This is a genomic window from Saccharopolyspora endophytica, assembly GCF_018070075.1.
GTDB lineage: Bacteria > Actinomycetota > Actinomycetes > Mycobacteriales > Pseudonocardiaceae > Saccharopolyspora > Saccharopolyspora endophytica.
On sequence record NZ_JAGPXE010000017.1, the window covers coordinates 116,981 to 130,792 of the forward strand.

The 13,812-nt window shown below is 71.0% G+C and carries 15 protein-coding genes; 10 read left to right on the forward strand and 5 right to left on the reverse strand.

The window, feature by feature from the left end:
- From KBO27_RS34045 to KBO27_RS30010, 5 genes are read left to right on the forward strand one after another with little or no spacing between them, the layout of a single operon-like run.
- Positions 1-414 carry a gas vesicle protein GvpO gene (locus tag KBO27_RS34045; protein WP_210973209.1) on the forward strand — a complete coding sequence of 138 codons (414 nt, stop codon included), beginning with the start codon at positions 1-3 and terminating at the stop codon, positions 412-414.
- A 16-nt stretch (positions 415-430) separates the two neighbouring features.
- Positions 431-814, forward strand: coding sequence for a gas vesicle protein (locus KBO27_RS29995; RefSeq protein ID WP_210973210.1), 384 nt, complete (start codon positions 431-433; stop codon positions 812-814).
- Positions 807-1,586: a GvpL/GvpF family gas vesicle protein gene (locus KBO27_RS30000; RefSeq protein ID WP_210973211.1), complete on the forward strand. Its 780-nt coding sequence runs from the start codon at positions 807-809 to the stop codon at positions 1,584-1,586. The genes KBO27_RS29995 and KBO27_RS30000 overlap by 8 nt, the downstream gene beginning before the upstream one ends.
- Positions 1,583-1,795, forward strand: coding sequence for a gas vesicle protein (locus KBO27_RS30005; protein WP_210973212.1), 213 nt, complete (start codon positions 1,583-1,585; stop codon positions 1,793-1,795). The genes KBO27_RS30000 and KBO27_RS30005 overlap by 4 nt, the downstream gene beginning before the upstream one ends.
- Positions 1,792-2,121, forward strand: a complete 330-nt coding sequence (locus tag KBO27_RS30010; RefSeq protein WP_210973213.1) for a gas vesicle protein K — start codon at positions 1,792-1,794, stop codon at positions 2,119-2,121. The genes KBO27_RS30005 and KBO27_RS30010 overlap by 4 nt, the downstream gene beginning before the upstream one ends.
- Positions 2,122-2,157: 36 nt before the next feature.
- Here KBO27_RS30010 and KBO27_RS30015 read toward each other — a convergent pair whose 3' ends face one another.
- Complete coding sequence (locus KBO27_RS30015) at positions 2,158-2,655, reverse strand: XdhC family protein (protein ID WP_210973214.1); 498 nt, start codon at positions 2,653-2,655, stop codon at positions 2,158-2,160.
- Between the two features lie 43 nt (positions 2,656-2,698).
- Complete coding sequence (locus KBO27_RS30020; protein ID WP_307870701.1) at positions 2,699-3,313, reverse strand: class I SAM-dependent methyltransferase; 615 nt, start codon at positions 3,311-3,313, stop codon at positions 2,699-2,701.
- Positions 3,314-3,591: 278 nt separating this feature from the next.
- Between KBO27_RS30020 and KBO27_RS30025 the strand changes: the two genes are divergently transcribed.
- The 3 genes from KBO27_RS30025 (at position 3,592) to KBO27_RS30035 (ending at position 7,555) form a co-directional block, all read left to right on the forward strand.
- On the forward strand, positions 3,592-6,078 hold the full coding sequence (locus KBO27_RS30025) for an ATP-dependent Clp protease ATP-binding subunit (RefSeq protein WP_210973216.1): 2,487 nt from the start codon (positions 3,592-3,594) through the stop codon (positions 6,076-6,078).
- A 179-nt stretch (positions 6,079-6,257) separates the two neighbouring features.
- The gene (locus tag KBO27_RS30030) at positions 6,258-6,524 is read left to right on the forward strand and encodes a DUF3040 domain-containing protein (RefSeq protein WP_210973217.1); all 267 of its coding nucleotides are present in this window, start codon (positions 6,258-6,260) and stop codon (positions 6,522-6,524) included.
- A gap of 167 nt (positions 6,525-6,691) precedes the next feature.
- Positions 6,692-7,555 carry an NAD(P)-dependent oxidoreductase gene (locus KBO27_RS30035; RefSeq protein WP_210973218.1) on the forward strand — a complete coding sequence of 288 codons (864 nt, stop codon included), beginning with the start codon at positions 6,692-6,694 and terminating at the stop codon, positions 7,553-7,555.
- Between the two features lies 1 nt (position 7,556).
- Here KBO27_RS30035 and KBO27_RS30040 read toward each other — a convergent pair whose 3' ends face one another.
- Positions 7,557-9,719 (reverse strand): beta-glucosidase, encoded by a 2,163-nt coding sequence (locus KBO27_RS30040; protein ID WP_210973219.1) that lies wholly within the window; start codon positions 9,717-9,719, stop codon positions 7,557-7,559.
- Between the two features lie 271 nt (positions 9,720-9,990).
- Here KBO27_RS30040 and KBO27_RS30045 point away from each other — a divergent pair, with 271 nt between their 5' ends.
- Entirely contained in the window at positions 9,991-10,284 is a 294-nt protein-coding gene (locus KBO27_RS30045; protein ID WP_210973220.1) for an NINE protein, read from the forward strand.
- On the opposite strand, the gene KBO27_RS30050 is transcribed toward KBO27_RS30045, so the two are convergent.
- Together KBO27_RS30050 and KBO27_RS30055 are read right to left on the reverse strand one after the other, a co-directional pair.
- Positions 10,281-12,116: a bifunctional sugar phosphate isomerase/epimerase/4-hydroxyphenylpyruvate dioxygenase family protein gene (locus KBO27_RS30050; RefSeq protein ID WP_210973221.1), complete on the reverse strand. Its 1,836-nt coding sequence runs from the start codon at positions 12,114-12,116 to the stop codon at positions 10,281-10,283. The genes KBO27_RS30045 and KBO27_RS30050 overlap by 4 nt on opposite strands.
- Positions 12,109-12,951, reverse strand: a complete 843-nt coding sequence (locus tag KBO27_RS30055) for a shikimate dehydrogenase (protein ID WP_210973222.1) — start codon at positions 12,949-12,951, stop codon at positions 12,109-12,111. The genes KBO27_RS30050 and KBO27_RS30055 overlap by 8 nt, the downstream gene beginning before the upstream one ends.
- A gap of 117 nt (positions 12,952-13,068) precedes the next feature.
- On the opposite strand from KBO27_RS30055, the gene KBO27_RS30060 reads away from it, so the two are divergent.
- A complete protein-coding gene (locus KBO27_RS30060) occupies positions 13,069-13,719 on the forward strand; it encodes a TetR/AcrR family transcriptional regulator (RefSeq protein WP_210973223.1) in 651 nt (216 codons plus the stop codon).
- Positions 13,720-13,812: the final 93 nt, after the last annotated feature.

Here is a 13,812-nt window from a genome sequence, read left to right on the forward strand (position 1 = left end):
GTGGCCGGTGATGCCAGGGACGACGCGAAGCCGCGCAGGGAACGCCCGCCGTCGCGTCGGGCGTCGGAGCCCACCGAGCGACGACGTCGCCGTCGCGACGAGGAGCAGGAGAACGCACCACGTCGCCAGGAAGTCCCCGCTCAGGAGCGGACGCGGCAGCTCGGGGCCGCGGAGGCCGCGAAGCTCGCGGTCGATCACGTCACGGCGCTCACCGGGCGCGAATCGGAGGGAGTGACCTCGCTGGAACGCACCGACGACGGCTGGCTCGTGGGCGTCGAAGTCGTCGAAAGCCGCCGCGTGCCCGACAGCACGGACCTCCTGGCCGTGTACGAGGCGGCGGTGGACCACAGCGGCGAGCTCGTCTCGTATCGCCGCGTCGACCGCTACGCGCGAGGGCGCGGAAACGAGCGCTGATCGAGGGAGGACCCGGATGACGGAGCCGAACGGTGGCAGGACCGGCCCTCCGGCGAGGTACGGGCAGGCGGGTGCGCTGTCGTCCCGGTCCGAGTCCGCGAACCTCGCCGACATCCTGGAACGCGTGCTCGACAAGGGCATCGTCATCGCCGGCGACATCCGGGTCAACCTGCTCGACATCGAGCTGCTCACCATCAAGCTCCGGCTCGTGGTGGCCTCCGTGGAACGCGCACGGGAGATGGGCATCGACTGGTGGGAGCACGACCCGTCGCTGTCCTCGGGGCAGCGCGACCTCGTTCACGAGAACCGCCGCCTGGAGCGGAGGGTGCGCGAGCTCGAATCCGGTTCCGCAGAGACACCCCCGAACACCGAAGAGGACGAGGAGCGGCGTGGTGGTTGAACCGTTGACCTACGTGTACGCGATCGCTCGCGGACAGGACGCGAACCTCCCGTCCGAGTTGGAGGGAATCGCCGGCTCGACCGTCCGCTGGGTCGAGGTCGCGGGCCTGAGCGCGCTGGTCAGCGACGTCGCCGAGGACGAGTTCGGCGAACCGGCGCTGCGCCGCAACCTGGAGGATCTCGACTGGCTGGGCAAGGCGGTCCGCGACCACAACCGGGTCGTCGAGGCGGCCGCGAGCGTCCGGCCGGTGGCGCCCATGGGGTTCGCCACCGTCTACTACAGCGACCGCCGCGTGCGCGAGTGCCTGGCGGACCGGGCGGACAGGTTCGAGACCGTGCTCGACCGGGTCACCGGCCGAACGGAGTGGGGCGTCAAGGCGTACGCGGACATCTCCGCCGGTCAACCCGGTTCGAGCGAGCCCCGGGGCGAGCGGCCCGGCGCCGCGTACTTGCAGCGGCTCCGCCGCCGCGAGGAGAGCCGTGAGCAGGCGAAGGAGGAGGCACTGCACCACGCGGCCGAGGTTCACGCGTCGCTGGTCGAGCTGGCGGAGGAGTCGACCGCCCACCCACCGCAAAGCCGCGAGCTCGCGGGCTACGACGGTGTGATGGTGCTCAACGGCGCTTACCTGGTCGACGACACCCGCGAGGGCTCGTTCAAGGAGAAGCTGCGAGAGCTGGCGCACGGCCACCCGAAGTTCAGGTTCGAACTCACCGGGCCGTGGCCGCCGTACTCCTTCGCCACGATCCTGGAAGACGAGCGGGAGCAGCGATGACGTCCGAGGAACCGGCACCGGTGGAGCTGCGCGGACCCCAGGACGTCGCGCTCGTCGACCTGCTGGACCGGCTCCTGGCCGGGGGCGTGGTCATCGCCGGCGACATCACGATCTCGCTCGCGGACGTCGACCTCGTCCAGGTCTCCCTGCGGGCGCTCATCACCTCCATCCGCGCGGAGACCACGGGGCAGGAGGGACCACCGGCGTGACCGAGCCGAACGACGACGCGCACGCGCGATCGCGACGCCTGCAGAACCGGATCGAAGCGGACTCCGAGTCGATCAAGCGCGACCTCGTGCGCCTGGTCCTCACCCTGGTCGAACTCGTGCGTCAGCTCATGGAGCGGCAGGCGCTGCGCCGGGTCGACGAAGGCGATCTGTCGGAGGAGCAGATCGAGGAGATCGGACTCGGCCTCATGCAGCTGGCGGAGGCCATGTCCGAGCTCCAGGACCACTTCGGGCTCTCCCCGGAAGACCTCAACCTCGACCTCGGACCGCTCGGTTCGTTGCTGCCCGAGGAACGGGATCGGCCGTGAGCGCTGCTCCGACGCCGTGCGCTTCCCCGAGCGGCATCAGAACTCGAAGCCGCCCGGTTTTCCGTTGCGGTCGGCGATGAGACCGGCCAGCGTGGCGATGGCGATCTCGGGCGGCGTGCGCGAACCGATGTTGAGCCCGATGGGGCGGTGCACCCGCTCGATCTGCGCGTCGTCCACGCCGAGGTCGCGCAGGGCCTGGACGTGCGGGCCCTCGTGGCGCGGGTTGCCCATGATCCCGATCCAGCGGGCTTCGTGCCGCAGCGCGTCGCGCAGCACCGGTCCGAGCTCGTCGCGGTGGTGGTCGGTGACGACCAGGTCCGTGCCGGGGCTCAGCTCCGGCACCTCCGCCAGAGCGTCCAGGCCCGCGGCACGTTCCGGGTCGGGCTCGATGAGCATCGTGGCGTAGCCGAGGTCCCGGCCGTAGCGCAGCAGGTGTTCGGCGACGGGCGAGGCGAAGACCGCCGCCAGCACTCGCTGCCCGGATTCGGCCGGCACTTCACCGTGCGCGACCGCGCACGCGGCATCCTCGGTCATGCGCCCCAGCATGCCAGCCGCTCCCAGGCCGGGACCACCACCGCTACAGCCGCGTGGCGGTGGCCAGCCACGCGGGGACGTCCACCTGCGCGCCCTCGGCGACTCCGTGGGCCTGCGCGTGATCACCGCGCGCGACGCCCCGGTAGGTGCTCGGGCGGACGCGCTCCAGTCGCCAGCCATCGGTGAACACGCGCGGGAACACCGACTCGGCGACGCGCGGTCCGAGCGCGGGCTCGGCGTCGGCCAGCGCCAGGACGTGGACCGTCGCCCCCGGCCGGCACACCCCGTGCAGGCTGCGCAAGTAGCGCAGTTGGTCCTCCTCCCCGAAGACGTGGAACAGGGCGCTGTCGACGACCGTGTCGAAGGGCCCGCCGGTCAGCGCCAGCGCGTCGGCGGACTCGAAGCGCGCGGGCACGTCGCGGGCGGCGGCGTTGGCGCGGGCGAGTTCGATCGCGTGCGGCGCCGAGTCCACGCCCAGCACGTCGTAGCCGAGCTCGGTCAGCAGGATGGTGTGCTCGCCGGTGCCGCAGCCGGGGTCGAGCACCGCTCCCCCGATCTCACCGCCCCGTTCGAGCTCGACGATCGCCTCTTGCGGCGCGCCGATCACCCACGGTGCGGTGCCCGCCACATACGCCTCGTCGAATACTGAGCGATCCACAGACGTTCCCATGAGGTGTCCCTTTCATCTGAGCAGGTCACCTCAGCCTGCGACCTCCACTTAACTGGAGGTCAACACCTCGGCGAGCCCCTTTCGCGCGGGGACCACCACACCCGCGGTGCCGCGGCGGGCTGAGCACCTCCAACCCGCGCCGGACGTGACGCGAACCACTCCACGATCAACTTGGAATTACGGCGCGCTCACTTATGTTGGTTGATAGTGACAGACTCAAGTAGATGGCGGCGATGCTGAGCAACACCGTCACGAGGAGGTAAGTAATGGCGACGTTCTTCGGACCGGTCGGTGGCCCGTTCGACGAGTACTTCGCGCGCTTCTTCGGGGCCGAGGACTCCACGGGCGGCTCGCGCCGCGTCGACATCACCGAGCTGATGACCGAGCAGGCGCAACAGCTGGTCGGCGAGGCCGCGAAGTTCGCCCGCGACCGCGGGCAGGGCAGCCTCGACGCCCTGCACCTGCTGTGGTCGGCCGCCAAGCAGGAGCCGACCCGGGCGCAGCTCGGCCAGCTGGGCGTGGACACCGAGTCCTTCGCCAAGCAGGTCGAAGGCCACCTGCCCGCTGCGAGCAGCCCGGTCGACGAGGAGTCCGTCTCGCTGACGCTGGCCGCGCGCACCGCGCTGGCCGACGCCCACCGGGTGGCTCGCGCGCTGGGTTCGACCTACATCGGTCCGCAGCACCTGCTGCTGGCGCTGTCGGCCAACCCCGAGACCGAGGCCGGCCGCCTGCTGGCCGGCGCCGGTGCGGGCCCCGAGGCCCTGCGCGACGCCGGGCAGCGGCCCGCCCCGCAGCAGGCGCCGCAGTCCAGCCCGAGCGGCGGCCAGACGCCGACGCTGGACGAGTACGGCCGCGACCTCACCGAGCAGGCCCGCGACGGCGGCCTGGACCCGGTGATCGGCCGCGCCGACGAGATCGAGCAGACCATCGAGATCCTGTCCCGTCGCACCAAGAACAACCCGGTGCTGGTCGGTGAGGCCGGCGTCGGCAAGACCGCGCTCGTGGAGGGACTGGCCCAGGCCATCGCCTCCGGTGACGTGCCCGAGGTGCTCACCGGCAAGCGGGTCGTGCAGCTGGACCTCTCGGCGATGCTCTCCGGCACCCGCTACCGGGGTGACTTCGAGGAGCGGATGACCAAGGTCATCGACGAGATCGCCGAGCACAGCGGCGAGCTGATCGTGTTCATCGACGAGCTGCACACCGTCGTCGGCGCCGGTGGTGCCGAGGGCGCGATGGACGCGGGCAACATGCTCAAGCCGCGCCTGGCTCGCGGTGAGCTGCACGTCGTCGGTGCCACCACCCTCGACGAGTACCGCAAGAACATCGAGAAGGACCCGGCCCTGGAGCGCCGCTTCCAGCCGGTCCAGGTCCCCGAGCCGAGCGTGACCGACACGGTGACGATCCTGCGGGGGCTGCAGGAGCAGTACGAGAAGCACCACAAGGTGAGCTACACCGAGGAGGCCGTCCAGGCCGCCGCGAAGCTGTCCGACCAGTACATCAACGACCGGTTCCTGCCGGACAAGGCCATCGACCTGATCGACCAGGCCGGTGCCCGCAAGCGGCTGAACGCCGGTGTCGCCGACGACACCGAGCTGCGCGAGCGGGTCGAGCGGCTGGAGCAGCACAAGAACGAGGCGGTCGCCGAGGAGGACTACGAGCGCGCCTCCGCGCTGCGCGACGAGATCACCGCCGCGCAGGCACGGCTGGAGCAGGGCGGTTCGGGCGTGCTGGAAGTCGGTCCGGCCGACATCGCCGAGGTCGTCTCCCGAGCGACCGGTGTTCCGGTGGCGCGGCTGACCGCCGAGGAGAAGGTCCGGCTGCAGAACCTGGAGTCGGAGCTGCACGAGCGGGTCGTCGGGCAGGACGACGCGGTGCGGGCGCTGGCCCGCGCGGTGCGGCGCTCGCGCAGCGGACTGGGCGACCCGTCCCGTCCGGTGGGCAGCTTCCTGTTCCTGGGTCCGACCGGTGTCGGCAAGACCGAGCTGGCCAAGGCGCTGGCGGAGTCGCTGTTCGGCGACGAGCAGCGGATGATCCGGCTGGACATGAGCGAGTTCCAGGAGCGGCACACCGCCAGCCGGCTGGTCGGCGCCCCGCCCGGGTACGTCGGGCACGGCGAGGCCGGTGAGCTGACCGAGGCCGTGCGGCGCAACCCCTACTCCGTGGTGCTGCTCGACGAGATCGAGAAGGCGCACCCGGACGTGTTCAACACCCTGCTGCAGGTCCTCGACGACGGCCGCCTGACCGACGGTCAGGGCCGCACGGTGGACTTCAGCAACACGGTGCTGATCATGACCAGCAACCTGGCTTCGGAGGTCGTCTCCAGCGCGGGCGGCAAGATCGGCTTCACCGCCGGCAGCCCCACCCAGGACCTGGAGGAGCGGGTCATGCCGAAGCTCAAGGACGCCTTCCGGCCGGAGTTCCTCAACCGCATCAACGAGATCGTGGTGTTCAAGCGCCTCGACGGCGAGCAGCTGCACACCATCACCCGTGCCCTGCTGGCGACCACCACGAAGCGGCTGGCCGATCTGGGCGTCGAGGTCGTCTTCGACGACGACGCGGTGGCCTGGGTCTCCGACCGCGGCTACCAGCCCGAGTTCGGTGCGCGGCCGTTGCGCCGGGCCATCGAGCGGGAGGTCGACGACAGGATCAGCGACCTGATCCTGGACGGCGAGCTCACCGAGGGCACCCGGCTGCGGGTCGGCACCCGCGACGGCGGCCTGGACCTCCAGGTGGAGGCCCCTGTCGCCGCGTGACGGCCGAGCGAGACGAGAGGCGGGCACCTGCGGGTGCCCGCCTCTCGTCGTGAAAACGCCCCATCGCAGGTCACAGGGTTGTGGGTTGCTGCGGACGTCGCCTGGATTGACCCTTCACAGCACGTTCCAACGTTGCGATACTTGTTCAACCAGGCGGTACTACCCGGTGGAGGTGGGCCATGCTTCCCAGGGACGAACGGCGCCGCCTGCGCGAGATCGAGCAGCAGCTCGTCGACGAGGATCCCAGGCTCGCACGCAGGCTCAGCCAGACCAGCACCTTCGGTTACCTGCGCGCTCGCGTCTCCGCCCGGATGACGCTGGCCGCCTGCGCGGGCGTGCTGTCGCTCATGTGCCTGTTCCTCAACGAGGGCGCGGCGGCGCTGACGGCCGCGGCTCTGACGGGGTTCCTGCTGATCTCCCGCACCTGGCGCATCGAGCTCCTCTGATCATCCACTGTGGCCGGTTCGTCCCGTTCCGGCCGGGAAACGCCCTGCGCCCGAACCCTTTGCGCGCGCCCGGCACCAACACGCCGGTGGTGTGTCGGCTTGGTGCTCCCGAAGGCCTGCGGGGAGAATCGGCGGCGAATTCGAGTCCTCTGGGTTGGGAGTTCGCCATGACCACAGTCGCCTTCCTCGGCGCCGGCACGATGGGCGCGCCGATGGTGCGCAACCTCGCCGCCGCCGGATTCGACCTGCGGGTGTGGAACCGCACGCGCAGCCGGGCCGAGCCGCTGGCCGAGACCGGCGCGGCCGTCGTCGACTCCCCCGCCGAGGCCGCGCGAGGCGCGGACGTCCTGGTCACGATGCTGCTCGACGCCGACTCGACGCTCAGCGCCGGCCGCGAGGCCGCCGCCGCGCTGAACACCGGTGGCGTGTGGGCGCAGATGGGGACCATCGGTCTGCCCGGAACGGAGGCGGTGTGCGCGGCCGCGGCCGAGATCGGCGGTGTCACCGTCGTCGACGCCCCCGTGCTGGGCACCAAGCTCCCCGCCGAGAAGGGCGAGCTGGTGGTGCTGGCCGCAGGCGCTCCGGCGGTGCGCGAGGTCGTGGCGCCGCTGTTCGACGCGGTCGGCTCCCGCACCCAGTGGGTCGGCGAGGACCCGTCGCAGGCCGGCGGATCTCGGCTGAAGCTCGTCGCCAACAACTGGGTGCTGACGCTGACCAACGCCGTGGGCGAATCGATCGCGCTGGCCGAGGACCTGGGCGTGGACCCATCGGAGTTCCTGGCGGCGATCAAGGGCACCGCGACCGATTCGGCCTACGCGCACATGAAGGGCGCCGCGATCATCAGCGGCGAGTTCCCACCCGCGTTCACCCTCAGCGCAGCCGCCAAGGACGCCGGTCTGGTCTCCCAGGCGGCCAGCGCCGGCGTGCGCCTCGACCTGGCCGAGGCGGTCAGGGCCCGGTTCGCCCGAGCCCTGACCGCGGGCCACGCCGACGAGGACATGGCCGCCGTGTACTACGCGTCCAAGCCCTGACTCACCGCACCCGGCGTTCGGCGGCGACGGTGAAGCTGCCGTCACCGCGGATGTCCCGGGAGGATTCGCCGACGTGGACCCGGTACTCCCCGGCCGCGACGGTCCAACCGCCCGCCAGCTCGTCCCAGTAGGACAGGGCCGGGTCGGTGAGCGTGAACTCCACCGACGCCGAGCGCCCCGGATCGAGGGTGAGCTTGGCGAAGCCCTTGAGCTGCCGGGGCGGCTGCGGCACGTCCTCGCGCGGCGAGGGCAGGCCGAGGTAGAGCTGCGGGACGGCGTGCCCGGTCCGGTTGCCGGTGTTGGTGACGACCACGCTCACCTTCTCACCGGAGACGCGCAGGTCGGAGTAGGCGAAGGAGGTGTAGGAGAGGCCGTGGCCGAACGGGAACGCCGGTTCGATCTCCTCGGCGTCGTAGTGCCGGTAGCCGACGAACACGCCTTCGGTGAAGTGCACGTCCAGGCCCTTGCCCGGGTAGCGGGCGATGTCACCGGCGGTGGGCACGTCGTCGTCGCTGTCCGGGAAGGTCAGCGGAAGCCGACCGCCGGGGTCGACGTCGCCGAAGAGCACGCACGCGAGCGCGGTCCCCGCGTTCGCACCCGGGTACCAGGCCTCCAGCAGCGCGCGGGTGCGGTACCGCCACGGCGTGGCTACCGGACCACCGGTTTCGAGCACGACGACGGTGTTGGCGTTGGCGTCGAGCGCGGCCTCGATGATCGCGTCCTGGTCGGCCAGCGGGTTGCCGAGCGCGGGCGGCGGGAACTGGGCGATGCCGGAGTCCAGGTCGAGGTTCGGCTTGTCGAGGAACTCCGACATCATGTCCGAGACCACGACCACCGCGATGTCGGCGTTGCGGGCGGCCTCGGCCGCCGCGCCCGGCGTCGTGCCGGGTTCGTGGACGACGGTGATGCCGGCCTCGGCGCCGCGCCGCTGGATTCCCTGCAGCGGGGAGACGAAGCTGTACGGGGTGGTCGAGGACGAACCGCCGCCCTGCACGAACTTGTCGGCGGCCTCACCGATGACCGCGATGGTCTTGCCGCGCAGCGCGGCCGGGTCGAGCGGCAGCAGTCCGTCGTTGCGCAGTAGCGTCATGCCCTGCTCGGCGACGTGCCCGGCGGTGTCGAGGTGTGCCTTCTTGTCGATCTGGCTGTCGTCGTTCGGGTAGGCGGGGCGGTCGAAGATGCCGTGCGAGAACATCGTGCGCAGGATGCGGCGAGCGTGTTCGTCCACATCGGACGTCGCCGCCTGGCCGGTGGCCAGGGCGGTGCGGATCGCGGCCGGCGAGTACACCAGCGCGGGCCACGGTTCGAAGTCCATCCCGTTGGCCAGCGAGTTCCCGGTGGAGTGCATCGCGGCGTAGTCGGCGATGGTGTAGCCGGTGAAACCCCACTCGTGCTTGAGCAGGTCGTTGAGCAACCACTGGTGCTCGCAGGCGTACTGGCCGCCGACCCGGTTGTAGGAGCCCATGACCGCGCCGACACCCGCTTCGCGCACGGCGGCCTCGAACGGCGGCAGGTAGATCTCGCGCAGCGTGCGCTCGTCGACCACGGCGTTGTAGAGCATCCGCGAGCCGACGACGCCGAGGACGCCTTCCTGCGTGTAGGCGGCGAAGTGCTTGACGCACACCATCACGCCTTCGGAGTGAGCTCCGGCCGCCCAGCCGACGCCGATCCGCGAGGACAGGTACGGGTCCTCGCCGAAGCCTTCGAAGGCGCGGCCGGAGGTCGGCACGCGCAGCACGTCGACGGTCGGGCCGAACACCACGTCGTTGCCCTTGCACCGCACCTCGTTGGCCACGGTGGCGCCGTAGGTCGTAGCCAGCTCGGGGTCGAACGAGGCGGCCAGCGACACGCCCGAGGGCATCGAGGTGCCGCTGCCCTGCCGGGAACCGACGGGGCCGTCGCCGTAGTAGACCGGTGGGATCCCGAGCCGTTCGACGCCGTGACCGGTGCCGGTGTGCCCGGATCCGGCCGCACCGGCCAGGTCATCGCCGCCGAGCAGCGAGATCTTCTCGTCCAGGGTCAGCTCGCGCAGCACCATCGCCGCTCGTTCGTCGGGCGAGCGCCCGGGGTCGCACCAGGCGTGATCTCCGCAGCGACCCGGTGCGGCCGCCGCCGTTCCGGTCGGCAGCACGGTGGCCAGGCCGGCGATCCCAGCGGCGGTCATGAGCGTCCGACGATTCACTTGCTGCATCTGGCGCAGGGCCCCTCTCACTCCGTACGTCGTACGATTTCGCCCAGTTTCCGCCAGAGAACGGCGTGGATCATCCTCCACATGCAGGCACATGAATGGTCCGATCGCGACGTCCAACGCCGCGCGACCGGGCGGAGAAGGGGCGCCGGGGCTTTGGGCTCTGCCCCGTCGCGCCGGGTCGGCGCAACGTGGAACCCTCCCGCTGATGCGATCGCCACGGGAGCACACACCCAGGGGGTTCGCGATGACGGTCTCACCCGACCAGCAGCAGCTGATGCGCTACCAGGCCCAGGCACGTTCACCCGTGGCCGCGTACCTGATGCTCGCCGTGTTCGGCGTGCTCGGGGTGCACCGGTTCTACGTCGACCGCGAAGGCACCGGCATCGCCCAGTTGGTGCTCACCCTCACCCTCGTCGGCTTGCCGGTGACGTTGGTGTGGGTCTTGGTCGACGCGTTCCTCCTCCACCGGTACATCACCGAGTGGAACCTCGATCTGGTCCAGCGGCTCAGCACCGCCGAACAGCCCCTGAACGTTTAGGAGTTCCGCGAGGCGGCACCGAACGCGGTCAAGCGTTGCCTCCGGTGCGCGGCCATGCGGACCGGCGCGTTGGCCACGCCGTAGCCCGCGTAGCCCTCGATGCGTTGGACGAGTTCGAGGAACACCCGCGAGCCGAACAGCTCGGTGAACAGGTGCAGGAACTCGCCGCCCGCGTCGCGGTCGTAGAGCACCGAGCAGCGCCGCAGGGTCTCCAGCAGCTCCGGGCGGAGACCGAAGCGGGCGTCGAGGTCGTCGTAGTAGTTGTCAGGGATCGGCAGCACCGGAGCACCGGAGGCGCGCAGCTGCTCGGCCGCCGCGATCACGTCGGTGCAGGTGAAGGCGATGTGCTGCGGATCGCGGACGGCCGGGGCCCACTCGCCGCGGCGGACCAGGGTGCCGTTGAGCGCGATGCGCACCGAACAGGTGGCGTCGACCATCCCGCGGTTGCGGACCATGCCGAACGGCGCGGCGTACTCGGTGATCTCCTCCGGTTCCAGGCCGAGGACCGAGCGGCAGAACAGCGCGGCCTCGTCGAAGTGGTCGAACGGCTGGGTCAGCGACACGTGGTCGATGCCGGTGACCCCCAGCCCCCGCCCCGGAGCCGCGGTGTCGCGGAAGTCCGAGAGCCAGCCGTCGGGTGCGGCGGTGTCGCAGAAGAACACGCCGGTGCCGTCGGGCGCGGCGACCGAGGCCAGGCCCGCTTCCTGCGGTCCGTGCTCGCGCGGCAGGATCGGCGAGCTCATCGCCTCGGCCCGCCGCGCCGAGCGCAGCGGGTCCGAGCTCTCCACCGCCAGCGCACCGATCTCCGCGGTGTCCGGGGCGGACGCGGTGGTGTTGATCAGCACCCGCGCACCGCCCTGCTCCCAGCGCCGCACGGGTTTGCTGCGGTGTTCCCCGGTCTCGGTGAAGCCCAGCGCGGCGAGCCCCTCGGCCAGCCGGGCGGCGGTGGCGGGGTCGGCGACGAGTTCGGTGAAGGCGTACCCGTCGAGGTCGGGTGCGGGTTCGGCGACCGGGATCCCGAGCTGCTCCTCCAGCAGCCGGAGCGACCGCATCGCGTCCACGGCAGCGGGTTTCGGATCGGTCTGCCTGAAGACGTCGTTGAACACCTCCAGCGACAGCGGCCCGGTGTAGCCGGCTTCCAGGACGTTGCCCGCGAAGGTCGTGAGGTCGAACGAGCCCTGCCCGGGGAACAGCCGGTGGTGCCTGCTCCACTGCAGCACGTCCATGTCCAGCTTCGGCGCGTCGGCCAGCTGGAGGAAGAACAGCTTCTCGCCGGGGATGGTGCGGATCAGCGACGGATCGCCGTCGCGGGAGAGCACGTGGAAGGAGTCCAGGCACAGCCCCAGCGCCGGGTGGTCCGCGCGGCGCACGATCCGCCAGGAGTGCTCGTAGGTGTTGACGAAACGTCCCCAGGCCAGCGCCTCGTAGGCCACCCGCATCCCGCGCGCTTCGGCGCGGTCGGCCAGCGTCCGCAACTGCTCGGCGGCCAGCTCGTCGTCGTCGACGGCGTCCGGGGACACCGTCGAGCAGACCAGCACCAGGTCGGCGCCCAGCTGCTCCATGACGTCGAACTTGCGCTCGGCGCGGCGCAGGTTGTCGCGCAGCCGCGCGGGCGGGACTGCTTCGAAGTCGCGGAACGGCTGGTAGAGGTCGACCGACAGGCCCAGGTCTCGGCACCGGGCGCCGATCTCGGCCGGGGACGCGGCCGAGGCGATCAGGTCGTTCTCGAAGATCTCCACGCCGCTGAAACCGGCCGCAGCGGCGGCGGCGAGCTTGTCCTCCAGGGTGCCCGACAGGCAGACCGTGGCGATGGACCGTCGTGGCTCAGACATGCGCTCCCTCCAGTTCGGCGAAGTGCCGCAGCATCCGTTCGGCGTTCGGTTCCAAGCCGGTGAACAGCCGGAACGCGTCCACCGCCTGGAACACCGCCATGCCACCACCGTCGAGCACCCGGCAGCCGCGTTGGCGGGCGGCGACGACGAGTTCGGTGGCCAGCGGCCGGTAGACGACGTCGGCGACCCACATCTCCGGCCGCAGCAGTGCGGCGGGCACCGGCAGCCCGGGGTGGGCGGCCATGCCGGTGGGCGTGGCGTGCACCAGACCGTCGGCCTCGTCCAGCTCATCGTCGAGCCGCCCGCCGGCTACCGCGCGTTCGGGCAGGGAGGCGGCCAGCTCCGCGGCGCGGTCGGCGTCGAGATCGACGATCCGGACCTCCCCCGCTCCCAGGCCCAGCAGCGCGTGCGCGACGGCGGCGCCGGCACCTCCGGCCCCGAGCAGCAGGACACGGTCCAGGGCGACCTCGGGCAGTCCTCGCTGGAGGCTGCGGGCGAACCCGGAGTGGTCGGTGTTGTGGCCGATGGCGCGCGTGCCGTCGAAGACGACGGTGTTGACCGCGCCCAGCGCTGCGGCGTCGGCGTCGACCTCGTCGAGGTGATCGAGCACGAGCTGCTTGCAGGGGTGGGTGATGTTCAGCCCCCGGTAGCCCTCTGCGCGGGCGCGGGCCAGCAGCTCGCCGACGGCGCTCGGCGGTTCGCCGAGATCGTCGAGGTCCCACCGCAGATAGCGGTAGTCCAGGCCGAGCTCGGCGGCCTCCCGCTCGTGCAACGCCGGGCTCAGCGACGGGCCGATGCCCGATCCGATGAGCCCCACCAGGTAGCCGTCGTGCACTCCGCACTCCCCATTAAGTAACGAACTAGCTAGTTAATTGTAGGCACACGAGGCCCTCCCCCGGAAGACTCAGTGCATTAGAGTGGCGCTGAAGTGCAACAACCGCAGGGGAGCATCGTGGCCGCACCGACGTCCGACACCGGAGCGATCAAGCAGCGCGACGCCGACCGGACTCGCGCCGAGATCCTGCGGGTGGCCACCGAGGAGTTCGCCGACAAGGGCTACGCCGGCGCCCGGGTGGACGAGATCGCCGCGCGGACCAGCACCACCAAGCGGATGATCTACTACTACTTCTCCGGCAAGGACCAGCTCTACCTGGCGGCGCTGGAGAACGCCTACGCGGTCATCCGCGGCCTGGAGAGCCAGGTCGACGTGGACGCGCTCGAACCCGCCGAGGCGATCCGCCGGCTGGCCGAGCTGACCTTCGACCACCACGAGTCGCACCCGGACTTCCTGCGGCTGGTCAGCATCGAGAACATCCACCGCGCCGAGCACCTGACCAAGTCGGAGCTGCTGCCCGGGCTGGCCGGGCCAGCGGTGGAGGTGCTCGACGGAGTGCTGCGGCGCGGGCGCGAGAGCGGGCAGTTCCGCGAGGACGTCGACGCCCTCGACGTGCACATGATGATCAGCTCGTTCTGCGTCTTCCGCACCGCCAACCGCTACACGTTCCAGGCGATCTTCGAGCGCGACCTGCTCGACCCGAAGCGGCGCGACCACTACCGCCGGATGCTCGGCGACATGGTGCTCGGCTTCCTGTCACAGGACTGAAACACGGCCTTGACACACGTTCGCGGGCGCTTCACAGTCTTGAGAACTAACTAGATGGTTCATAAGTCACCGCGCAACGGTGCACGGACTTCC